At 54.9% G+C, this 22,562-nt stretch carries 23 protein-coding genes; 15 read left to right on the top strand and 8 right to left on the bottom strand.

Annotation, left to right across the window (positions count from 1 at the left end):
- Positions 1-29: 29 nt before the first annotated feature.
- On the bottom strand, positions 30-1,142 hold the full coding sequence (pyrC, locus tag SIC18_RS11910) for a dihydroorotase (RefSeq protein ID WP_048346857.1): 1,113 nt from the start codon (positions 1,140-1,142) through the stop codon (positions 30-32).
- The gene (locus SIC18_RS11915; protein WP_413429754.1) at positions 1,143-2,819 is read right to left on the bottom strand and encodes a SulP family inorganic anion transporter; all 1,677 of its coding nucleotides are present in this window, start codon (positions 2,817-2,819) and stop codon (positions 1,143-1,145) included.
- 98 nt (positions 2,820-2,917) lie between these two features.
- Here SIC18_RS11915 and SIC18_RS11920 point away from each other — a divergent pair, with 98 nt between their 5' ends.
- From SIC18_RS11920 to SIC18_RS11950, 7 genes are all read left to right on the top strand, one after another.
- A complete protein-coding gene (locus tag SIC18_RS11920; RefSeq protein ID WP_048346859.1) occupies positions 2,918-4,021 on the top strand; it encodes a calcium/sodium antiporter in 1,104 nt (367 codons plus the stop codon).
- Positions 4,022-4,100: 79 nt separating this feature from the next.
- On the top strand, positions 4,101-4,607 hold the full coding sequence (locus SIC18_RS11925; protein ID WP_048346860.1) for a DUF2231 domain-containing protein: 507 nt from the start codon (positions 4,101-4,103) through the stop codon (positions 4,605-4,607).
- On the top strand, positions 4,604-5,224 hold the full coding sequence (locus SIC18_RS11930; protein ID WP_048346861.1) for a DUF2231 domain-containing protein: 621 nt from the start codon (positions 4,604-4,606) through the stop codon (positions 5,222-5,224). The genes SIC18_RS11925 and SIC18_RS11930 overlap by 4 nt, the downstream gene beginning before the upstream one ends.
- Entirely contained in the window at positions 5,221-6,156 is a 936-nt protein-coding gene (locus SIC18_RS11935; RefSeq protein WP_048346862.1) for a cytochrome c oxidase subunit II, read from the top strand. The genes SIC18_RS11930 and SIC18_RS11935 overlap by 4 nt, the downstream gene beginning before the upstream one ends.
- Positions 6,157-6,164: 8 nt before the next feature.
- Entirely contained in the window at positions 6,165-7,853 is a 1,689-nt protein-coding gene (locus tag SIC18_RS11940) for a cbb3-type cytochrome c oxidase subunit I (protein ID WP_048346863.1), read from the top strand.
- A gap of 4 nt (positions 7,854-7,857) precedes the next feature.
- Positions 7,858-8,463, top strand: coding sequence for a heme-copper oxidase subunit III (locus SIC18_RS11945; protein ID WP_250395037.1), 606 nt, complete (start codon positions 7,858-7,860; stop codon positions 8,461-8,463).
- A 40-nt stretch (positions 8,464-8,503) separates the two neighbouring features.
- Positions 8,504-10,021: a GMC oxidoreductase gene (locus SIC18_RS11950; RefSeq protein ID WP_048346865.1), complete on the top strand. Its 1,518-nt coding sequence runs from the start codon at positions 8,504-8,506 to the stop codon at positions 10,019-10,021.
- A 22-nt stretch (positions 10,022-10,043) separates the two neighbouring features.
- Here SIC18_RS11950 and gorA read toward each other — a convergent pair whose 3' ends face one another.
- Positions 10,044-11,405, bottom strand: a complete 1,362-nt coding sequence (gene gorA / locus SIC18_RS11955) for a glutathione-disulfide reductase (protein ID WP_413429757.1) — start codon at positions 11,403-11,405, stop codon at positions 10,044-10,046.
- Positions 11,406-11,616: 211 nt separating this feature from the next.
- Between gorA and SIC18_RS11960 the strand changes: the two genes are divergently transcribed.
- A complete protein-coding gene (locus SIC18_RS11960) occupies positions 11,617-12,210 on the top strand; it encodes a ParB-like protein (protein ID WP_413429759.1) in 594 nt (197 codons plus the stop codon).
- On the opposite strand, the gene dnaA is transcribed toward SIC18_RS11960, so the two are convergent.
- Positions 12,207-13,601 (bottom strand): chromosomal replication initiator protein DnaA, encoded by a 1,395-nt coding sequence (gene dnaA, locus SIC18_RS11965; RefSeq protein ID WP_413429761.1) that lies wholly within the window; start codon positions 13,599-13,601, stop codon positions 12,207-12,209. The genes SIC18_RS11960 and dnaA overlap by 4 nt on opposite strands.
- Before the next feature lie 86 nt (positions 13,602-13,687).
- On the opposite strand from dnaA, the gene SIC18_RS11970 reads away from it, so the two are divergent.
- The 3 genes from SIC18_RS11970 to SIC18_RS11980 are packed head-to-tail and all read left to right on the top strand — an operon-like array spanning position 13,688 to position 16,235.
- Complete coding sequence (locus SIC18_RS11970) at positions 13,688-14,848, top strand: trypsin-like peptidase domain-containing protein (RefSeq protein WP_048346868.1); 1,161 nt, start codon at positions 13,688-13,690, stop codon at positions 14,846-14,848.
- A complete protein-coding gene (locus SIC18_RS11975) occupies positions 14,845-15,483 on the top strand; it encodes a TIGR04282 family arsenosugar biosynthesis glycosyltransferase (RefSeq protein ID WP_048346869.1) in 639 nt (212 codons plus the stop codon). Before SIC18_RS11970 ends, SIC18_RS11975 begins: the two co-directional genes overlap by 4 nt.
- Entirely contained in the window at positions 15,480-16,235 is a 756-nt protein-coding gene (locus SIC18_RS11980) for a TIGR04283 family arsenosugar biosynthesis glycosyltransferase (RefSeq protein ID WP_048348245.1), read from the top strand. Before SIC18_RS11975 ends, SIC18_RS11980 begins: the two co-directional genes overlap by 4 nt.
- On the opposite strand, the gene SIC18_RS11985 is transcribed toward SIC18_RS11980, so the two are convergent.
- Positions 16,205-16,708, bottom strand: coding sequence for a GNAT family N-acetyltransferase (locus SIC18_RS11985; protein WP_048346870.1), 504 nt, complete (start codon positions 16,706-16,708; stop codon positions 16,205-16,207). The genes SIC18_RS11980 and SIC18_RS11985 overlap by 31 nt on opposite strands.
- Before the next feature lie 36 nt (positions 16,709-16,744).
- Here SIC18_RS11985 and SIC18_RS11990 point away from each other — a divergent pair, with 36 nt between their 5' ends.
- Positions 16,745-17,491 (top strand): alpha/beta fold hydrolase, encoded by a 747-nt coding sequence (locus SIC18_RS11990; RefSeq protein WP_250395718.1) that lies wholly within the window; start codon positions 16,745-16,747, stop codon positions 17,489-17,491.
- On the opposite strand, the gene SIC18_RS11995 is transcribed toward SIC18_RS11990, so the two are convergent.
- The gene (locus SIC18_RS11995) at positions 17,464-19,290 is read right to left on the bottom strand and encodes an ABC transporter ATP-binding protein (protein WP_413429762.1); all 1,827 of its coding nucleotides are present in this window, start codon (positions 19,288-19,290) and stop codon (positions 17,464-17,466) included. The two genes, SIC18_RS11990 and SIC18_RS11995, sit on opposite strands and share 28 nt — an antisense overlap.
- A complete protein-coding gene (hisG, locus tag SIC18_RS12000; protein ID WP_048346873.1) occupies positions 19,290-19,943 on the bottom strand; it encodes an ATP phosphoribosyltransferase in 654 nt (217 codons plus the stop codon). Before hisG ends, SIC18_RS11995 begins: the two co-directional genes overlap by 1 nt.
- 29 nt (positions 19,944-19,972) lie before the next feature.
- Here hisG and gloB point away from each other — a divergent pair, with 29 nt between their 5' ends.
- Positions 19,973-20,737, top strand: a complete 765-nt coding sequence (gene gloB / locus SIC18_RS12005; RefSeq protein WP_413429763.1) for a hydroxyacylglutathione hydrolase — start codon at positions 19,973-19,975, stop codon at positions 20,735-20,737.
- Positions 20,738-20,742: 5 nt separating this feature from the next.
- On the opposite strand, the gene SIC18_RS12010 is transcribed toward gloB, so the two are convergent.
- Positions 20,743-21,864 (bottom strand): ABC transporter ATP-binding protein, encoded by a 1,122-nt coding sequence (locus SIC18_RS12010; RefSeq protein ID WP_413430552.1) that lies wholly within the window; start codon positions 21,862-21,864, stop codon positions 20,743-20,745.
- Between SIC18_RS12010 and SIC18_RS12015 the strand changes: the two genes are divergently transcribed.
- Positions 21,863-22,261: a RidA family protein gene (locus SIC18_RS12015; RefSeq protein ID WP_048346875.1), complete on the top strand. Its 399-nt coding sequence runs from the start codon at positions 21,863-21,865 to the stop codon at positions 22,259-22,261. The genes SIC18_RS12010 and SIC18_RS12015 overlap by 2 nt on opposite strands.
- A gap of 73 nt (positions 22,262-22,334) precedes the next feature.
- Positions 22,335-22,562, top strand: a complete 228-nt coding sequence (locus tag SIC18_RS12020) for a DUF3136 domain-containing protein (RefSeq protein WP_011619860.1) — start codon at positions 22,335-22,337, stop codon at positions 22,560-22,562.

Raw genomic sequence — 22,562 nt, forward strand, 5'->3', positions numbered from 1 at the left:
TCTTGCACGATCTCCTGGCAGAACCCTATTCAGTTTGGGCCGGAGTGCCCATTTATTTCCACACACCAGGCGAGTGTTTCCCCGGCATGAAAAAGGAGAGGCCACTCTGACTCAGGCAAGGTGTCATCCCCAACGCGTGCTGACTGGGGAGGCAACAATCGAGAGGGAATGGGCTGATCCCGCCGAACCAACGTCACGGTGTCTGCATTCAGGGGCAGACCGTAAAAATGCGGACCGTACTCACTGGCAAAGCCCTCAAGGCGATCAAGTGCTCCTTCCTGTTCAAACACGGTGGCATAACTCTCCAGCGCATGGAACGCATTGAAAATTCCTGCACATCCGCACGCTGAGTCCTTACCTGAGCGGGGGTGTGGTGCCGAGTCCGTACCTAAGAAGAAACAAGGAAGACCACTGGTGGCAGCCTGGACCAAAGCCCTTCGGTGGCATTCTCGTTTCACAATCGGAAGACAGTAGAAGTCACTGCGCAGGCCACCGACAAACATCGCATTTCGATTGAGGTGAAGATGATGCGGCGTGATCGTGGCGGCGATGCGTTGATCACCGCCCTGATAAGACTCCCGGATATAGATCACAGCTTCCTCAGTGGTGATGTGCTCGAGAATGATGCGCAGCCTGGGATGACGTTCACGCAAAGGCTTCAAGTGCCGCTCAATGAATTGGGCTTCCCGATCAAACACGTCCACATCGGGATCGGTGACCTCGCCATGAATCAGGAGGGGCATATCAATGGCCTCCATACACTCCAGCACTGCTGAAATGTTATGGAGATCACTCACACCAGCTGCTGAATTGGTGGTGGCATTAGCGGGATAAAGCTTGGCTGCACTGAACACGCCCTCACGAAAGCCGCGGTCCAATTCCCCAGGATCGATGGCATCGGTGAGATAGGCCGTCATCAGAGGTTCAAAGCTGACTCCCTCGGGCAGAGCCGCGAGAATCCTGGCGCGATAAGCGACTGCCTCATCGACCGACGTCACAGGTGGACGCAAATTGGGCATCACGATCGCCCGGGCAAAGGTTCTGGCAGTGGCAGGAAGTACAGCCTTCAACATGGCGCCATCCCTGAGATGCACATGCCAGTCATCCGGACGACGCAAGACCAGACGATCTGAGGACGTCATCTAAGAAGAGAGCTTCTGGAGTGAAGGCAATTGATTCACCGCATTCAGCAAGACCTCGTGGCGATTTGCGCTGACGTGATTTTCTGGGAGAAGATCGAGCAACTTCAGTTTCTCTAAACGCCTTCGAGTTGCGCCTGGCAAGACCACCAAATACACCGAACGACCCACCTCGATAGCCTCCTTGATCGCATTCTCAAGCGCTAGTGAGGCGGTCACACCAAGATGCGAAACTTCGCTGAGATCAAATAACACAGCTTCACAGGCCTCAATCGCATTGTGCTCACGATTGATGGTTTTGGCGACACCAAAAATCATTGGACCTGTGAGCTGAAAGAGCAACAATCGTCCCGAAGCTCGATCGAGCAATGCTTGTTCTTCGAGCGGAAGAGTCACATCATCATCGGTCGTACTAATCGTCTTCACCCCCTTGGACTGAAGGGCCGTCATGCGTTCAATCGTTAAAACATTGGCGACAAACACTCCGATAAAGACGGCCCAAATCAAATCCACAAGAACAGTGAGACCAATCACCCCATAAGTGATGCATGCCGCCTTCATCGATAAATGATGCGCACGCATTAAAAAACTCCAGTCGATAATGTCAAATCCAACCTTGAGAGCAATGCCCGCAAGCACTGCGAGGGGAATGAGCGACGCCAGAGGTGCTGCCAGCAAAATGACAAGCATCAAAATCAGTGCTCGTACAATTCCGGACAAGGCCGAACGCCCTCCAGCCTGAATATTGACAACCGTTCCCATCGTGGCTCCGGCCCCAGGCAAACCACCAAACAAACCAGACACCAAATTCCCGAGACCCTGTCCAATTAATTCTTTATTAGAGTTATGTTCTGTACGCGTCAGGCTATCTGCCACTACAGATGTCAGCAGAGCGTCAATACAGCCGAGCATCCCCAATACTGCTCCATTCACCACCATCAACCGCAGCAAATCTGGAGTGATACCAGATAACGTAGGTGGTTGGAAACTGGGAAAATCAGCTGAAAACTCTGGAATTCGACTTAACCCCACATCCGCAAATACTGTGAGTGATAGAGCTGTTCCAACAATTAAGGCGAGAAGCTGAGGAGGACAAAAACGCTTCCAATTTTCAGGGGTAAACCAGAGGATCAGGAGAGTGATCAGTGCGAGTAAAAACTCAAGGGGTTGTGCACCTGAAATCAATTGAGGAAGACTGGACAAGGTGCCGATCACACCACCGCTTGGATTGGTCTGCCCTAGAAACGGGGCCAACTGAAGGATCACCAGAATCACACCGATTCCAGACATAAAGCCTGAAATCACGGTGTAAGGCATCATCGTGATGTATCGACCTAGTCGACAAAGTCCGAACAGGATCTGGAAAAGACCTGCCAGCATCACCACCATGAAAGCCAGAGCGAGGGCTGTTCCTCGGTCGGGGATTTGACTGGTGAAATTAAGAATCACCGCGGTGAACACCACCGTCATGGGACCAGTGGGTTCGGAAATCAAGGTGGACGTACCGCCGAAAAGAGCAGCCACCAAACCGATAATCACAGCACCCCAGAGACCTGCTGCTGCACCAGCACCAGAGGCCACTCCAAAAGCCAATGCCATCGGAAGTGCAACCACAGCTGCCGTTAGTCCGCCAAAAGCATCCCCCCGGATATTGCGGGTGCTGATGTAATTCAGGAGCACCAGAGTCTCGTCATTGAAGTTGAATGATGTTAATCCTCGTCACCGCTAAAGCCGTTGAGGCTGGTAAGGACAATGGTCGCTAAACAAGCACGGAGTCGATGCCTGACTTTCTGATCTCTACCCTCGAGCTCTTGGTGGGAATCGGACTCCTGTTCGGAGGAGGAGAGTTATTCGTTCAGGGTGCGGTGATTCTTGCCGTCATCCTCGGCGTCCCTCAGCTGGTCATTGGCCTGACAGTTGTTTCGCTTGGAACGAGCGCTCCAGAGTTTTTTGTCAGTATCAGTTCTGTGGTTCAAGGGGCTGATGCACTCGCCGTCAGCAACGTGGTGGGAAGCAACATTTTTAACGTGTTGGTCGTGCTCGGCTGCAGCGCCCTCGTTCTTCCTCTGAAAGTGGAAAGCCGCCTGGTGAGAAGGGATGTCCCCCTCCTCTTAGCCGTCTCGGCGGCGGCTTGGGGGATGGCTTCGGCCGGACGTGTGACCTGGCAATCGGGCGTCGCTCTCTTGCTGGCTCTTGTCATCAACACTGTTTGGGAAATCCGAACCGCACGGGAGGAACCAGAGGAAATGGAGCCTGCCGAACCAGAGATTGACGTGAAAACCGCCCAACAGGGCTGGATCAAAGCCTTGGTTCAACTCGTGGTGGGCATTGTTGTCCTTGGCTGCGGCGCTCACCTGCTGGTGAAAGGAGCCAGCTCCGTTGCCTTAAGCCTGGGCGTGAGTGAAGCCGTGATCGGACTCACCATTGTTTCTGCTGGCACCTCCATGCCGGAATTGATCACCTCTCTGGTCGCTGCATTGCGAGGGAGAACCGATCTCGCCATCGGCAACGTCGTTGGCAGCTGTCTCCTGAATCTTCTCCTTGTTCTTGCTGGAGGTGCCATCGCGGCAGGAGCAAGAGGTCTGAATGTCACTCCGGATTTAATCCATGACGACATGCCTGTGATGATTCTGACCAGCTTGGCTTGCCTACCAATCTTCTGGACAAAAGGACGAATTACCAGACTTGAAGGTGGATTACTAGTCGGCTTATACGTTCTTTACATCACAGACAATGTTCTCCCCCGCACCGGGCTTTCCTCTTGGTCAGATGAATTTCGGCTCGTCATGCTTTGCGTTGTGCTGCCAGCCGTTGTCGTTCTGATCGTCGTTCAGGCAGCTCGCTATTGGAGACAGCTCAAACGCAAAGAGCTCTCAAGCTAAAAAGACTTCTGCTTGCATTCCGTTATGGAGGGATGACTGCAGAGCGAAAGATGTACATGCTTGAAATGCTTCGATCGGCATGCCGATGATTGGGCTGCTCCCCCCGCTCAACGACAAGAATCTCCCCTGGCTAGATGTCATTCATCCCATCGTGGTGCATTTCGTGATTGCGATGGCTCTGATCACGGTGGTGTTTGACCTGATTGGAGTGCTCACACGGCGCCAGAACCTCTTTGAGGTGAGCTTCTGGAACTTGCTGGTGGCGACAGTGGCCATTTTCGTGGCCATCATCTTTGGACAGATTGAAGCCGGTTTAGCCACTCCTTATGGAGCTTCAAGAGACATTTTGAATTACCACAGCACGATTGGTTGGTCCCTCGCTGCGATTCTCAGCCTGCTAACAGGCTGGCGATACGTCGCAAGGCAAAAAGATCCCACAGTGCTGCCCAGAGGATTTCTGATAATTGATTCAGTTTTAGCCATTTTGGTGTTCTGCCAGGTTTACCTAGGCGACAAACTCGTTTGGGTTTATGGACTCCACACGGTCCCGGTTGTCGAAGCAGTCCGTAGTGGAGCCCTGTTATGAATTGCATCAGCACCATTCTCTCGCCGGTGAATGAAATCGCCGACAAACTTGGGGCTAATGATCTCCCCTACTCGATCCCGATCCATCCCAATTTGGTGCATTTCACCATTGGGCTGTTTGCTATCGGAATCGCGTTTGATTTTGCAGGAGCCTTTTACCCTTTGGAGAAACGAGTCTTTCGTTTCCTGGCACTACCGGCAACACGAAGCGGGTTTCACGATGTTGGTTGGTACAACATTCTCGCTTGCAGCGTGATCACCTTTTTCACCGTTGCAGCTGGCTTTTACGAAATGCTCCTTGCCGTTCCACTACAAGGAATTCGCAGCATCATTGGCCAGAATGCAATCGACACCATGCTGTGGCATGCGATCGGAGGGGTCGCCCTGCTACTCATCATTGTGGTGATGGCTATCTGGAGAGGATTTCAGAGATTTTCGTGGCGCAAAGATTACGGTCGTCAGGTGAGCTGGCTCTATCTCGGCTGCGGAGCCGTAGTGCTTCTGGTCATGGGCGTGCATGGAAGCCTTGGGGCATGGCTTGCCAGTGAATTTGGCGTTCATATCACAGCGGATCAACTCCTCGCCGCCGGTGCCGATCTCAATGAGGTGCTGCCATGACGACCACAACGCCCAAGAAGGGACCCAACATCAGCGCGATTGTCATCATCACAGTCGCTATCGCGATCAATCTGATCCTTTCCAAACTGATGGCGAACTGGTCTCTCAGTTGGTTCCCACCACAAGCCTCCAGTGCCGCTCCTTACGTCGACAATTTGTTCGCATTAGAGACGGGGGTCGGCACGTTCATTTTTTTAGGTTGTACAGGTGTGATGGGTTGGGTGCTGTTATTCAACCGGGCTGGAAAATATGACGAAAGTGATGGGGCGCCGATTGAGGGCAACACCAAATTGGAAATCACTTGGACGATCATTCCCCTGGTGACGGTATTCCTAATCGCCACCTATTCGATGAACGTCAATATGAAGCTTCAAACCCTCGGACCCAAGCATAAATACGCCGTCGGCACGGACCCAACCGTGCTGATACAGACCGATCCCATGGCCGAGGTGGGACCCATCGATATCATTGCCCGCCAGTGGAGTTGGGAGTTTGTCTATCCAGACGGAGTTCGCAGCTCTGAGCTACATCTCCCGATTGATCAGCGAGTGAATTTCCGCATGATCTCAGAAGACGTTCTCCACAGTTTCTATGTACCGGCCTTCCGGCTCAAACAAGACATCATCCCAGGCAGCATCATTTCTTACAGCCTTACTCCCACGAAGGAAGGGAGATTCCGACTCCGAGACGCCATGTTCAGCGGCGCCTATTTCTCACAGAACCAGACCGACGTGATTGTCGAAACCGAGCAGGACTTCGCCGCATGGTTAAAGACCACGGCACAACAACCGCTTCAAAAGGGTCTTGATCCAAGTCGCGCCCTCTATGACCGTCGCATCGCGCGCGGTGACAAAGGCTGGGCGACCGTACCTCCAGCTCCTGCACCGATGGTGAACGACCCCGGTGATCCCTCCGTTCCTCACGACGCCTGAGACATGCCATGACAAGCAACACCTACGACCTCCGCATTCTCAAGGCACCTCATCCAGTTCCCGGAGCACCTGACAACTGGAAGCGCTTTTTCAGTTTCAACACCGACGCCAAAGTAATTGGCATTCAATACATCGCTACGGCGCTGTTCTTCCTCTTGGTAGGAGGACTTTTGGCCATGATCGTACGGGGTGAATTAATCACTCCTCCCGCCGATCTTGTGGATCCCACGGTCTACAACGGGCTCTACACCATGCATGGAACAGTGATGCTGTTCCTGTTTTTGTTCCCAATTCTCAACGGCTTCAACAACCTGTTGATTCCAACGATGATCGGGGCACCTGACATGGCATTTCCAAAGCTGAATGCAGCTGCTTTCTGGCTGGTGCCGGTGTTCTCCATCGTCTTGATGGGAAGCTTTTTCGCCCCCGGTGGGCCAGCCTCATCGGGATGGTGGTCCTATCCACCCATGAGTCTGCAAAATCCACTCGGCCATTTCATTAATGGCGAGTTTCTCTGGATTCTTGCAGTAGCACTCTCTGGCATCTCTTCGATCATGGGTGCCATCAACTTCGTAACAACAATCATCCGGATGCGGGCCCCTGGAATGGGTTTCTTCAGAATGCCGATTTTTGTTTGGACCGCATGGGCCGCCCAAACCATCCAGTTGATAGGACTGCCTGCTCTTACTGGTGGTGCGGTGATGCTGCTGTTTGACCTCAGCTTCGGCACAAGCTTTTTCAGGCCAGAGGGTGGCGGCGATCCTGTGTTATTTCAGCACTTTTTCTGGTTCTATTCCCACCCTGCCGTTTATGTGCTGGTGCTGCCTGTCTTTGGCATTTTCTCTGAGCTCTTTCCTGTTTATTCGCGCAAACCTCTCTTTGGCTATCGCTTTGTAGCAATCGCCTCCTTCGGAATTACTTTTCTCAGCCTGATCGTGTGGGCTCACCACATGTTTTACACCGGCACACCGAACTGGATGCGTCACATCTTCATGTTCACCACGATGCTCATTGCCATCCCAACTGGAGTGAAGGTATTTGCCTGGATAGGAACACTCTGGGCAGGCAATTTGAGGTTGAGCACACCAATGCTTTTCTGCATCGGAGGTTTGATCAACTTCATTTTTGCCGGCATTACTGGTGTGATGCTGGCCACAGTGCCAATCGATATCCATGTCGGTAACACCTACTTCGTGGTAGCCCACTTCCACTATGTAATCTTCAACACCATTGTTTTTGGGGTTTTCGCTGGCATTTACCACTGGTTCCCAAAATTCACGGGGAGGATGTATTACGAAGGCCTTGGGAAAGTCCATTTCGTACTCACCTTCATTGGTGCCACGCTCAACTGGCTACCACTCCACTGGGCTGGATTGCTAGGGATGCCCCGACGCGTTGCCTCCTACGACCCAGAATTCGCCATTTGGAACGTGATTGCGAGCATCGGAGCTTTCATGCTTGGCGTTGCCTCAATTCCCTTCATCCTGAACATGGTGAGTTCCTGGGCTCGCGGACCCAAAGCTCCACCCAACCCCTGGAGAGCGATTGGCCTGGAGTGGCTCTTGCCATCCCCACCTCCTGCCGAAAACTTCGAAGACGATATTCCTACTGTCATTAATGGTCCCTATGGCTACGGCTTAGGCAAACCTTTAGTTGAAGACGAGGACTTCTACATCCGTCGCTCCATGGAGGCCTGAAACGATGACCACAACGAATCCCGACTTACCCCTCAATCATCAACCCGGCCACATCAAGCACGATGGGCACAACCTCACAGGTTTCATCATTTTCCTGTGTTCAGAAAGCATCATTTTTCTAGCCTTTTTTACTGGCTTTGCACTTCTAAAAATCACCGCACCAGAATGGCTCCCTGAAGGTGTTGAAGGGCTCGAAACACGCATGCCTTTGATCAACACAATCGTGCTAGTTAGCTCAAGCTTTGTGGCCTATTTTGCTGAACGCTATTTACATCAGAAAAACCTTTGGGGCTTTCGGGCTCTATGGCTCCTCACGATGGCGATGGGAACTTATTTCGTTTACGGGCAATATGTGGAATGGTCAGAACTTCAATTCAGCCTTAGCAGTGGAGTCTTTGGAGGTACATTTTTTCTGCTCACAGGATTCCATGGCCTTCATGTCATCACAGGCATTCTGTTGATGGGATTAATGCTACTTCGATCTTTCAGACCAAACAATTACGAGAAAGGCGAGATGGGCGTCACCTCAGTCAGTCTTTTTTGGCACTTTGTTGATGTTATCTGGATCATTCTTTACCTCTTGATTTACGTCTGGCAACGCACAACCTAATCAATCTGAGCTTTTCAGATCGGCCTTCATTTTTTCAATCATGATCATCGACGACCGCCATTACGACGTCATCATCATCGGCAGTGGTGCCGGTGGTGGCACTGTTGCCGGCGCTCTGAGCCGGCAGGGTCACTCCGTGCTCATGCTCGAGCGAGGAGAAGGCATGGCTCTCGAAGATCAAAATGTGGCAGATGTGGATCTGTTCCGAAAAGATCGTTATCACCCCAGGAATGAGCGCTGGTTTGGGCCCGACGGTGATCCGTTCGCACCACAGACCACCTATGCCCTCGGCGGCAACACCAAAATCTGGGGCGCCGTGCTGGAGCGCATGCGCGAGAAGGATTTTGCGGAAGTCCCCTTGCAAGAGGGAATTTCGCCGTCCTGGCCCATCAGCTACGACCAGCTATCGCCTTATTACTCAGCCGCCGAAAAGCTGTACCGCGTCCACGGTCGCTCAGGAATCGACCCAACAGAACCAAGCCGCTCTTCCCCTTTTGAGCATGAACCAAAACCACTGGTTCCCTTCCTTGAGCCCCTGCGAGAAGCGCTCAAACGCCAGGGATGTCAGCCCTATGACCTACCGCTGAGCTGGTCCAATAACCGGGAGGATCCAAGTGGGGATTCCCAGCTGTATGGCCTCGACAATGCGGACCACTCCAAATTAGAAATCCGAACGCAAGCAACGGTCAAGCGTTTGCACGTGAACCCGCTCGGCAGCTCCATCAAAGGTGTGGAAGCTGACGTAGCAGGAGAAACATGGCTATTCAAAGCCGATCTCATCGTGCTAGCCGCCGGAGCCATCAACTCACCGGCCATCCTGCTGCGATCGCATTCAAGCCATCACCCCCGCGGACTCAACAACGGCTCCGATCAAGTCGGTCGCAACCTGATGAATCTGCAACTCACCTCCATCCTGCAGCTCGCGACCGAACGCAACGACGGACGTTATGCCCGTTCACTCGGAATCAATGACTACTACTGGGGAGACAAAAACGTCTCTTTTCCGCTCGGCCACATTCAGGCCGCGGGAGGCGTCTTGCAGGACGCCCTGTTTGCGGAGTCACCGCCGGTGCTATCCCTTGTCAGCAAAATGATTCCTGATTTTGGGCTGGAGCGACTGGCCTCCCGCTCGGTGGCTTGGTGGGCCATGTCTGAAGTCTTACCCGACACCCACAACAAGGTCTGGCTGAACAACGACCAGATCCGCATCAACTACATCCACAACAACCGCGAAGCCCATGATCGATTGGTCTACCGCTGGATTGACACCCTCAAAGCGATCGAAGCCGACCCACTCACACGGGTCGTGAGTACAGCACCGACCCACCCTCGGGGTGAAGCGCCCCTCAGCGTTGTGGGCTATGCATGCGGAACCTGTTGTATGGGAACCGATCCAGCGGCCTCGGTGGTCGATGCCACCGGTAAGTGCCATGAACTCGACAATCTCTACATTGCCGACACGAGCGTTTTCCCAAGCTGTCCAAGTGTTGGGCCTGGTCTGACCACCATCGCCTTAGCCCTGCGGCTCGCTGACACGCTCAACCAGCGCATGAGCTAACCCAAACCAAGGGCTGAAGAGATCAGGCCATCGTTACAAACTCCTCTGAAACCGTCGGATGCAAGGCCATGGTGCGATCGAAATCGGCCTTGGTCGCCCCCATCCCCACGGCAATAGCAGCCATTTGGATAATTTCAGCGGCATGTTCACCAACCATGTGACATCCGAGCACCTTCTCGCTGCTTGCCTCCAAAACGAGCTTCAACAAACAACGTGGGCCGTGTTTAGGCAAAGCCTGAGCCATGGAGCAAAAACGCGCGCGATGAACCACCACCTGATCCGCACCGAGCTTGGCGATTGCTTCCTCTTCCGATAACCCCACAGTGGCCAGCTCAGGCTGGCTGAACACAGCACTCGCCACTAAGTCGTACTTGACCTGCCTTGGAGTGCTTCCAAACACACTGTCCGCAAAGGCACGCCCCTCATCTACCGCGACGGGGGTCAAGCAAATGCGATCCGTCACATCTCCCACAGCAAAAATGTGCGCATGATTGGTGGCTAGATCTGCGTCCACAGGAATACGCCTCTCCTCAACCACCACACCAGCAGCATCGAGGCCCAGCCCTGAAAGGAATGGTTGACGACCAGTCGCCAAGAGGACCCCGCCACAGGGAAGTCGATCCCCGGTTTTGGTGACGACAGTCAAATCGTTCGGTCCGCCCTCAATCGCAGCAAGTCCTTGTCCAAAGCGCAGGTCGATGCCCTTCTCCTGCATGCCCTCCTGCACAACGCCTGCTAGTTCGCTGTCGAAACCTCGCAAAAGCTTTTCACCACGTACCAATTGGGTCACCCCAACACCAAGGCCTCGCAGGATGCCAGCAAATTCACAAGCAATAAATCCGGCTCCCACCACCACCACCTGGTCCGGGAAACGCTCCTGCAAAAACATGTCATCGCTCACCCAAGCCAGCTCAACCCCTGGAACATCCGGCCGCACGGGGCGCCCACCAACCGAAATCATCACCCGCTTGGCTTGCAGCACCTGATCGATCTCGCCCTCCCGCATCCTTGAGACACCAATGCGATGAGGATCTAGAAATCGCCCCCAGCCTGTGATCAGCTCCACTCCTGCTTTCGCCAAAAACTCGATGTGAAGAGCATTGAGGCGATCCACCTCCTGACGCACATTGCGCAAAAGCACGGACGTATCAAACGTTGCCCCCTCAACACTCACTCCATAACTGGACGCCCCCTGCAGTTGTTCGGAGACAAGAGAGCCATACACCAGAAGTTTTTTCGGCACGCAGCCGCGAATGACACAGGTCCCGCCGACGCGATCTCCCTCCACAATCGCCACCTTGGCTCCATAACGAGCAGCACGTTTGGCAGCGGCTAGACCTCCTGACCCAGCACCGAGAACAACAAGATCAAAACTTTGTTCCATGGAGCCAACTGTTTTTTTCATATTTTGCCCGCTGCCTTCAGTCCACGAGTGCCAAAACAATCAGTGCCAAGTCAGCTCAGGGATGCTTCACGAGTCCATTCACAACTCAACCTCGGCATAGTGGAGTGCATGCAGCGTTGAGATCTGCCCTCTGCATCTTCCTGAATACGCCCCCATACCGGATCACACCAAAGGGTTCAAACTTTTTGAGGTGGCCGTTGCTGACCTTCACCCCACACAGATGTGTGTGGGGATGGCTGAGGTATGGAATCGGCAACGCGATTTCCGTGAGGAAAGTTCTGAAGAACGTCGCAGGTATCTCAATCGCAAGCCAGTGCCTTTGGTACGCAATCAGAGTGGAAAGCTTTGGATGGTGGATCGTCATCACCGCCTCCGAGCCTTGCTCGAAATGGTTCCAACGATCATGACTTACGGCTACGTGATCGACGACCTAACCAGTGACAGCAGGGAGGAGGCTCTCCAGGCCCTGCACGACAAAGGCTGGCTCTATCTTCACGACGGTAGAGGCAATGGCCCGTGGCCAGCGAAAGACCTGCCCGACACCTTGCTTGGCCTCCAGGATGACCCTTACCGCAGCCTGGTTTGGAAACTGAAGCAGGAGGGGGTGATCAAGCCACAGCCCTTGATTCCTTATCACGAGTTCCGTTGGGGCCTCTGGTTGCGCACTCGACCCATGCCTCCATTCAGCTCCAAACATTTGGATCCAGCCCTGCCTGCAGCACGCAGGCTTGCTCGCTCATCAGCGGCATCCCACCTGGCTGGCTGGAAGGGCGGTGATCCTTAACGACGACGTCGAGAGTCAATCTGCAACAGATCCTTCACCCGTTGAACCTGACTAGCGAGTTGAGGGTCGGTCGCCAACTTCTTTTCCACTTGTTCAATGGCATAAATCACGGTGGTGTGATCCTTTCCTCCGAAGGTGTCGCCAATTCTGGGCAAGCTCAAATCTGTTCCCTGCCGCATCAGGAACATCCCCACCTGACGAGCCTGGCTCACCGCCCGACGCCGGCTGCTGCTTCGCATGTCATCCGCGGTGACATCGAACACCTCTGACACCTTGTCAATCACTTGCTGCGGTGTGACATCAACCCCCTGGCCGCTGGGGTCGAGCATCGGCGCCACCGATTCCACGGTCATGGGGATTCCTGTGATCGAAGAGAACGCAACGGCACGGGTGAGCGCTCCCTCAAGCTCGCGAATGTTGGAGGTGAAGCGGCCCGAGATGTATTGGATCAGGTCCCGAGGGAGAGCAACGCGCTCTTGCTCTGCTTTTTTCTGAAGAATCGCCATTCGAGTTTCCAGATCAGGAGCCTGGATATCAGCGATTAATCCCATCGAAAATCGAGAGATCAAACGCTCCTGCAGCCGCGGAATCTGGCTGGGTGGCCTGTCGCTTGCAATCACAATCTGTCGCCCTGCTTCGTGCAAAGCATTGAAGGTATGAAAGAACTCTTCTTGGGTGTATTCCTTCCCTTCAATGAATTGAATGTCATCCACCAAGATGAGATCCGCAGCCCGATAACGGTCTCGGAATGCCTGCATACCGTCCTTACGAATCGCAGTGATCAGATCATTGGTAAACGTTTCAGTCGACACATAAAACACGCGCGCTTCCGGATCAATCTCTAGGCGGTAGTGCCCGATGGCCTGCATGAGATGGGTCTTCCCTAGGCCCACACCTCCACAGATGAACAGCGGATTGAATTCACGACCCGGGGCCTCGGCTACTGCCAAAGCAGCCGCATGCGCCATTCGGCTATTAGGTCCCACCACAAAACGATTGAACACGTAGCGCATGTTCAAGCCGGGAAGCCTCCGAGGCGTCGTGCTCGACGGCGGAGCCACTGCAGCGGCCGTTGAGGGCAACGGCTGGCTAGAAGGCGACAGGCTCGACAGTGGAGCCACCTCAGACCCAGCATCTTCATCGTCTTGAGCGAGCACGATCACCTCGATCGGATGACCAGTGATCTCCTGCGCGACTTCAGCAATGGTGCTGGCGTAATTCTTGCGCAGCCAATTGCTGGCAAAGCTATTGGGAGCCTGCAGGGTGAGCGTCCGTCCTTGAAAAGAGCTGCAGCGTGCAGGACGAATCCACGTTTCGAAGGTGGGCTTACTGAGGTTGCTCTGAAGAGCAAGCTGCACCTTGTTCCACAGCTCACTGCCCGTCAGCGTCACATCCCACCTTCTGCGAATGCCGAATCTACGCGCCTTATGCCGAGCGGCCCGTCTTTAATGAGACCAGTTTCAACTCGTTTCTGTTCATGGCAGCTGCCGTCTCCCGCACCCTCCTGGCACGATCCATGCCCTGGATCGGGATCGGATTAGTCAGCTTGGCCATGGGAGGGTGTGGATCGTCCTTGCGTCAACGTCTTGGCCTAGAGCCTGAAGCGAAGGCACCCGCAACTCTGCCCGAAGTGAGTGATGGGCCGCGGTCGGCGCCGCTGCAACCTGGCCGTAACGTCATCGTCCAAGCCGTTGAAAGGGTTGGTCCGTCGGTTGTACGCATCGACACCGTGAAACGAGTCTCCAATCCATTGGGCAACCTGTTTGGAGGCGGACCAACCACCCAAAAACAAGCTGGTCAAGGTTCAGGATTCATCACACGCTCTGACGGCCTGATCTTCACGAATGCGCACGTGGTGGAAGGCGCTGACAAAGTGGCTGTCACATTGCCGGACGGTCGCAGCTTCAATGGACGGGTTCTGGGCGGCGACCCTTTGACCGATGTTGCTGTGGTGCGCGTGGTGGCTGAAAAGTTACCGATTGCACCCCTTGGGAACTCCAACAACCTCAAACCCGGTGAATGGGCCATTGCGATCGGCAATCCTCTCGGTCTCAACAACACGGTCACAGCGGGCATCATCAGCGCTGTGGATCGGACCAATGCCGTAGGGGAAGGTCAGCGTGTTCCGTACATCCAAACCGATGCTGCTGTGAATCCAGGAAACAGCGGAGGGCCCCTCATTAATGCCGCCGGCCAAGTGATCGGCATCAACACAGCGATTCGCCAAGCGCCTGGCGCGGGACTGAGTTTTGCCATCCCGATCAACTTGGCCGAACGCATTGCCCAACAGATCATCAGCACGGGGCAGGCCTCTCACCCCTTTATCGGTGTACGACTCCAAAGCCTGACCCCCCAGTTGGCCAAGGAAATCAACGCCACGAGCAACCTTTGCACCGTGCCAGAGCTCAATGGCGTGCTCGTGATTGAAGTCGTGGAGGACAGCCCCGCAGCCAAGGCTGGCATTAAACCTTGTGATTTGATCCGAGACGTGAATGGCTCCGCTGTCAACGACCCCTCCGAAGTTCAGCTGGCCGTTGACCGAGGCCAGGTCGGTCAGGCCATGCCGCTGATTGTGGAACGAGATGGAGAACAGCAAACATTGGAGGTCGTACCCGAGGAGCTGCCACGCCGAGGATGAGTCAATCACCCATCCCAACACTCGTTGTGATGGCTCGCTGGCCAGCTAGCGGTCGCTGCAAACGTCGCCTGGCCGTCGACATCGGAAGCGAAAGGGCAGCCATCGTTCAGCAACGCCTCACCGCCCATACCTTTGCCATTGCTGAAGCGCTCACCGAGCAGGGTGAGGTGGACGTCCAGGTGGCGATGAGCGGTGTCAGTATCCGATCAGCCCAACGCTGGCTGCCCTGCTTACCGCCTTGCACCCTCGTGGATCAGGGTCGGGGATCACTGGGGGCGCGCATGCTCCGCCAGATTCAGCATGCGCGCATCGGACAGCCCAACAAGCCGGTGATTGTGATCGGAACCGATCTTGCAGATCTGTGCCAAAACGATCTGCTCCATGCCATCCAGAGACTGCAAAACCAGCCCTTGGTGCTTGGCCCCTCCGCAGATGGTGGCTATTGGTTGCTGGGGCTGGGCAGTGCGTCAACGCAGCTCCAGCTCGATGCACTTTTCACTGCCGTGCCATGGGGAAGCGACAAGGTCTTGGAGATCACTTGCGCTCGCGCTCGGGAACTAGGCCTCACACCCCATCAGCTCAGGATGAAAAACGACATTGATTGTCTTGCTGATCTGAGTTCATGGCAGCGATGAGCGCTGAGACTCCCACTCTCAGCGTGGTTATTCCCTGCCTCAATGAGGCGGAGCGTCTCCCGCTTCTCCTCGCTGACCTGCAACGCTGGCCTCTCCCGATCGAGATCACGGTTGTCGATGGTGGCAGCAACGATCACAGCCCTCGCATCAGCGCTCTTGCGGGTGGTTGCTGCATCACGGAGTATCCACCTGGTCGAGGCAGGCAACTTGCGGCAGGTGCCCGGCACTCCATCCAGCAAAACAAAGGCGAATGGCTTCTCTTTCTCCATGCAGACAGCCGTCTACCAAGCCACTGGGGAAGCAGCGTGCTGCATCGGATTCAACATCCAGATGCGCAACGATTCGCATGGTTTTTTGACTTGCGCATTCAACCCAGCACTCCGGCCCGACGCCTGCTGGAAGCGGCGATCTCTCTTCGAAGCCGCTGGTGCCAACAACCCTACGGAGATCAGGGACTCCTGATCCACAGGTCCCTCTATGAGCGCAGTGAGGGCTATGCACCCTTGCCAGTAATGGAGGATCTCGACCTCGTGCAGCGACTCAGCCCACTCACACGCTTGCGTGCTCTTGGCCTGGCGGTCACTACCGATGGCCGCCGCTGGGAACGGGTGGGCGTGTTGCGTCGCAGCCTTGAGAACGCCATGTTGCGGCATCGCTGGCGACGTGGGGAATCACCAGCTCGCTTGGCAGCGGAGTACTACGGGAAGGCCCTTTCGACCAATCAATTGGAGTACCAAAAACCACAACGATGACCATTGGGCTCTAAGTCCCAGCCAAGTCGGTCATAAAAAGGCAGCACCCCTGGATCGGCAAAGAGCGTGGCGCGCTCCGTTCCCATCTCTCTTAAAGCCTCAAGGATGTAATCCATCAACTGACGCCCAAGCCCAGCGCCCTGATACAGGGGGTGAACAGCTACATCCCAAATCGTGGCCTCAAGAACGCCATCTCCAGTGCAGCGTGCAAAGCCCACCAAGCGTGGAATACGTGGGTCATGGCGCCATAGCCCCACCCTAAGCAAGCTGTTGTCGAGAGCCTTACGAACGCGGCGAACAGGTCTGCGACTCCACCCCACCGCCTCTAGAAGCTGTTCCAGCTCTACCAAATCCATCGGCCGAGATTGGCTAAAAACCAGGCTGAGCTGGGTATTAGACGTTTCACAGATCCGAGCCTCTTTCCCATAGGAATGAACCAAAATCTCTTGGGTGAGAGAGGAAGTGCTAGTCACCCTGTTCTGCGACGATTGATTAATCCTGACGCACCGATGACCTCTGATCTTCTGCTGATCGCCGTGCACGGTTGGATGCTCAGCCGAAAGGTCTGGGCACCATTTGAAGACAGCTGGACTCGTTTAGACACCTCCATTCCTTTGTGGTGTCCTGATTTACCAGGATTTGGAGTGGAGTCTCGACCTCCCCAGCTTCGACCAACTTTGGTGTCCTACGGACAGTGGCTAGCGGGACAGATTCACGCTCGAGCCAAGGGTCGCCAAGTGGTCTTAATGGGCCACTCGCTTGGAGGAAGCATTGCCCTGCATGCGGAAACCTATCTTCGTCGAAAGTGGGATCAGCCACTCTCGGGCCTTGTGATGTTGGCGGCTGGAGGTGGGATCTACCAACCCAGACCGTTTCGACGTCTCAGGTTTGGAGGGCAATTAATTTTGAGACTTCGTCCCGCACATCTTCCAGGGCCCATCGACAAGTTGGGGCCATTTCAAGCGGAACAACGCGCTGCACTGGGGCTTCTGGTCAACAGCACAACCCGAGGAGCTGTCAAACAGATTCCAAACCTGGTTGCGGGATTGAAGACCGACAACCTATGGATTAGCGGTGAACACGATCGCGTCATGGAACCCGGATATGTGCAACACCTGGCCAAATACAGCGACAAACACTGCCTAAAAGAACTCAAGAAGTGCGGACATCTGGCGATGCAGAGCCATCCGGACCTCCTTGCAAAAACGATTCATCATTGGCTTATCGATCAAAGCCTGGCAAGTCCACGCTCCTGAAGATCAGCAAGTTCGGCGTACAAACCGCCACTGGCCCGCAACTGAAGATGGGTGCCCTGCTCGATCAGGCTTCCTCGGCGAAGCACCAAAATCCGATCAGCCGCCTCAACAGTGGCAAGCCGGTGGGCAATCACCACTGCGGTGCGGCGGTTGAGAAGACGATCTAAGTCCCGTTGAAGAGTGGCTTCCGTGGAGGGGTCCATAAACGCAGTGGCTTCATCCATCACCAGGACGGTTGGGTTTCGAATCGCCACCCTGGCCACAGCAAGCAGCTGCCTTTCCCCAGAACTGAGATTGCCACCTCGCTCTCTCAATTCGGTTTCCAAACCTTCGGGCAATCGACCTAAAAGGGTATCCAGGCCCAGATCACGGCAAACATCCTGCAATTTCTGGTCATCGAGCGGCCGATCCAAACGCAAGTTGTCAGCCACCGTTCCACTAAAGAGAAAGGTGTCTTGAAGCACCACACCCAACTGTCGACGCAGCTCTTGCAAAGGCAAAGTGCGTATGTCCTGGCCATCAAGAAGGATTCGTCCCCGCTGGGGCTCGTACAACCTGCAGAGGAGCCGAATCACCGTGGTCTTGCCTGATCCGGTGGGTCCAACAAGCGCAACATGCTCACCAGGAGCGATCCGAAAACTGAGATCTCGCAGAATCGGCTCGTCTTTTCGGTAGGCAAAGTCCACCTCTTCAAAGATCACCTCACCACGCGGTGGTGAGGATGAAGCGTTCGAGAGAAGCGTGGAACCAACCCCGGAACCAGGGGTGGCGCCATGGTCAACAATCTCGAGAGGTTCCTCCAGAAGCTCTCCGATCCGTTCAACGGCAGTCAGTCCACCCTGAATCTGCGTAAACCTCTCAGCCATTTGGCGCAGAGGATCAAACAGGCGCTGTGAATAAAGGATGAAGGTCGTGAGCGTGCCAAGTCCCATCGCTCCTGCTGTCACCATCCATCCGCCAAGAGCAAGCACTAGGGCAACAGCGCCTAAAGACACCCACTCCAAAAAGGCAGAGATGCTGCTGTCAAAAAAGATCGTGCCATTCACGGCACTTCGATACGCCAAACCGGTTCTCTGAAACCGATCTCCATTCACGGCTTCACGGCGAAACATTTGCACAACCTCAAGGCCCTGGAGGTTTTCCTGAAAATCAGCATTGAGTTGTGAAAGCTCCTCTCTCACTCGATAATTGGCCTTGCGATAGCGCCTTTGCAGCCAAACAATCACGAGGGTGACAGGCACTTGGGTCACCAACAACAACAAACCCAAACGCCACTCGATCAGCAGCATCGAAACCGCAATGACCAACAGGCTGACAAGGTCACCGAGCACACCGACGGCACCGCTCCCAAAAACTTCAGCCAAGGCATCCACATCGCTCGTGAGGCGAGTTAGGAGCTTGCCCACAGGCATGCCGTCATGAAACCGCAGAGACAAACTCATCGCATGCGCGAACAAGTCCTTGCGGATTCGAGCGGTGAGCCGCTGGCCGACGGCTTGAATATTGAACGACTGGACCCCCTGAAGAGCCAAGCGGACCAAAACGGAGCCCAGCAACATCAGAATGATCAGTCGGATCGCAACCGTGCTGTCGAGGCCCTGAAAGAGAGGAATCACCGATTCATTAGCGGCCCCACCGACACGCCGTAAAACGGCAATCGCCTGACCGACCAACAGTGGCTGAATTGCGCCGGCAAGTGCCACCGGAATGAGCAGTACCAACGTGAGCGTGAGCCGTCGTCGATCTCGCCCCAAATAGCGTCCTAACCGTTTGACCCGCTGAAAATCCGAACCAGCCATCAGCTGGCCACCTTGGGCACTGGTGTTGTGGACCGCATCGCTTCAACGATCTGGCGCAAATCACCTTGATCAAGGCGCAGTGAGAGGGGATGACCCACCAGACGAGCTGTTGTATGGAAGAGATCTTCGATCGCGACTAAACCGTTGTCGCGAAGGGTCCTGCCCGTAGCCACCAAATCAACAATCGCCTCGGCAATTCCAGTGATCGGACCAAGCTCCACCGAACCTGTGAGGTGGACGAGCTCGACAGGCAAGTCGATGGCATCGAAGTGGTCGCGAGCACAGCGGGTGAATTTGCTTGCCACTCGGCAATGGGGAGGAAGATCCGTCGCCCGTTGATATCCGCTGCTGGCCTTCACAGCGACTGACATTCGGCAACCACCAAAGCCCAGGTCCACCAACTGCGCGACAGGCATCTGATGCTCCCGCAAAACGTCGTAACCCACCACTCCAAGCTGTGCCTGGCCGTATGCCACGTAAACGGGAACATCTCCGTTTCTCACAAGCAAAGCTCGAGCTCGTCCACACGCTGATGGAACCATCAGTTGCCTGTTATCCGGATCGAGAACTGCCGAAAAGTCGAGCCCTGCCGCTGCAAAACGGGCCACTGATTCTTTCAGAAGCGCTCCCTTGGCTAGGGCAACAGTGATCATGGAATCAATCTTTGAACAGAACTTTAACGATGGCGATGGCCTCCACGATTGATGGGATTCACCCGGTTGCTGTCCTCAACGACAACATCGTCTGGGTATGGGTACGTGGGAGTCAGGCCATCGTCATCGATCCTGCCGTCGCCGCCCCCATTGTCGACTGGCTCGATAGACGTGGATTGCAGCTCGTTGCAGTGCTTCAGACCCATCACCATTCCGACCATATCGGCGGCACACCTGGACTTCTTCAACGCTGGTCATCCGCTGAAGTCATCGCAGCCGCGGACGACCAAGAACGCATCCCATTTCAAACTCTGTCCGTCCGCGATGGTGACGAAATCGAGCTCCTAGGCAGGCCGGTCAGGGTTATGGATGTTCGCGCCCATACACGAGCTCACATCGCTTACTGGTTGCCACAAGGAGAGATCTCAACCTCTCTAACGAGTGTGTTGTTTTGCGGCGACACCCTGTTTAGCGGCGGCTGTGGTCGACTCTTTGAGGGAACACCTGCCGATATGCATCGCGCCTTGCAAAGGCTGGGATCACTGCCTCCAGAAACCCTGGTCTGCTGCGCTCACGAATACACCGAGGGGAATCTGCGCTGGGCCGCGCAACAGGAGCCTGACGATGCCCCCATCGCGAAACGACTCAGGGAGGTTGAAGCGAAACGTCGGTCAGGCTCCCTGACCCTTCCCAGCAGCATTGCCGAAGAGTGGCGCTCCAATTTATTTTTGCGGGCAACCAGCTCCGAAGAACTGGGGCGACTGCGTCAACACAAAGACAGCTGGAGAGGCTGATCCCATCAGCTCAAGACTTGAAGCGATAAACACTGAGGGTGGAGCAGAACCTCACTGTTTTGCTGCAAAGAGAGCCTGCAGCGCAATCCCCTTTGATGGTCTTCAGCAAGGGGCCTGATCAGACGCAACTGCTGATCTCCGATCTGAATGCGATAAAGCCAAGAACGACCCAAAAATTCCCGCCCCATCACACAGGCATCTCCTGCAGGATCGGGATCCAAATCAATTAACGCCGGATCAATTAAAACGGTGGCGTCTTCTGGGAGAGCCATGGAGCGCTGCTGTTCAGGGATCTCCAGATCACCAAGCAAACAGTGCAACAACGACATCGATTCGCCCCTCCAGACCGGGAGAACATTGCGTTGAAGCACAAACCGCCCCACGAAGGGTGTTGCCGGAGCCTCCACAAGCTGTCGGGGTGTATCGCATTGATGAAGATGACCGTCGCGCAGAATGGCAACTCGCCCGCAAATGGCAAGGGCCTCCTCCGGGTCGTGGGTCACGAGCAAACCACTGGCACCGCATGCACTCAGCACTCCAGGGAGCTCACTGCGCAAACGCAAACGCACTTCAACATCAAGATTGGAAAAGGGTTCATCCAGCAACAAAACAGAGGGTGCGGGAGCAAGAGCTCTTGCCAGAGCCAAACGTTGACGTTGTCCCCCGGACAATTCATGGGGGTAGCGACCTTTCAGATCGGTTAGGCCCAAAAGCTCAAGCAACCATGACGCGCGGCTGGTGTCCTGACCGCGACGAAGTCCAAAGCAAGTGTTGTCCCAAGCGTTGAGATGGGGAAAGAGCGCATAGTCCTGGAAGACCATGCCCACGCCGCGACGCTCTGGAGCAAGGCGCACATGGGACGACGCGACGTCATTCCCATGCAGTCGAACCACACCCTGGCTGGGATATTCAAAACCAGCAATCAAGCGCAAAAGCGTTGTTTTGCCGCAACCTGATGGCCCCAGCAAACCCACAAGCTCCCCCGTCTTCAGTTGAAGATTGATGTCTTTCAACGTCCACGCTTCCTCCTCGCCGCCATAGCGGTGCCAGAGACGATCAAGCTCAACCGGCCACGACTCCATCAGCACGGAACGCAAAAATGAAGTTTCATTCTGAGCCGTGACCATGTCATCCATCCCACTCAAGGCTGTCATGACCCAAGAGGCACCAGCACCGGTGGGGCCATACAACCAGGCTGTGATCGCGGGCGGTTGGCTGTATTGCTCCGGTCAAATTCCTCTTGATCCTGCAACTGGAACGATGGTGGGGGAGGGAAATGTGGAGGCCGAGACCCGCCAAGTGCTCCGCAACTTAAAAGCTGTTCTCCTTGAGGCGGGTACCGATCCCACAAAAGTCGTGCGTACAACCGTGTTCCTCGTAGATCTCGGTGACTTTCAAGCTGTGAACGCAATTTATGCAGAGATGTTTGGTGATGGAGTCAGTCCTGCCAGAGCTTGCGTTCAGGTTGCAGCGTTGCCGAAGGGCTCAAAAGTAGAAATTGATTGCATTGCATGGCTGAACTAAGGATGGATTGGGCCCTCCTCCAGAGGGGGGGGGGGCCGCGGTTTCTTAGGTTGAGACAATGCTGAGAGAACCTATGGCCCAAGCCAAGCTGACCATTGGCGAACTCGAAGCGGGCTACCCCCTGTACTGCAAGGCCTTACGCAGACTTCTCAAAGAAGGACGAAGCATCAAGGACATTGAACGAACAGTGTGCTGGGGACACCTAGAAACGCTGAATCGCTGCCTTCCAGGGCGCTACAAAGCGCCATCTTATTTGCTTGCATTAATTCGAAGAGATCTCGATCAGCCCAAGCACTCATGA

The sequence above is a fragment of the Synechococcus sp. Cu2B8-bc1011 genome (genome assembly GCF_047302735.1).
GTDB lineage: Bacteria > Cyanobacteriota > Cyanobacteriia > PCC-6307 > Cyanobiaceae > Synechococcus_C.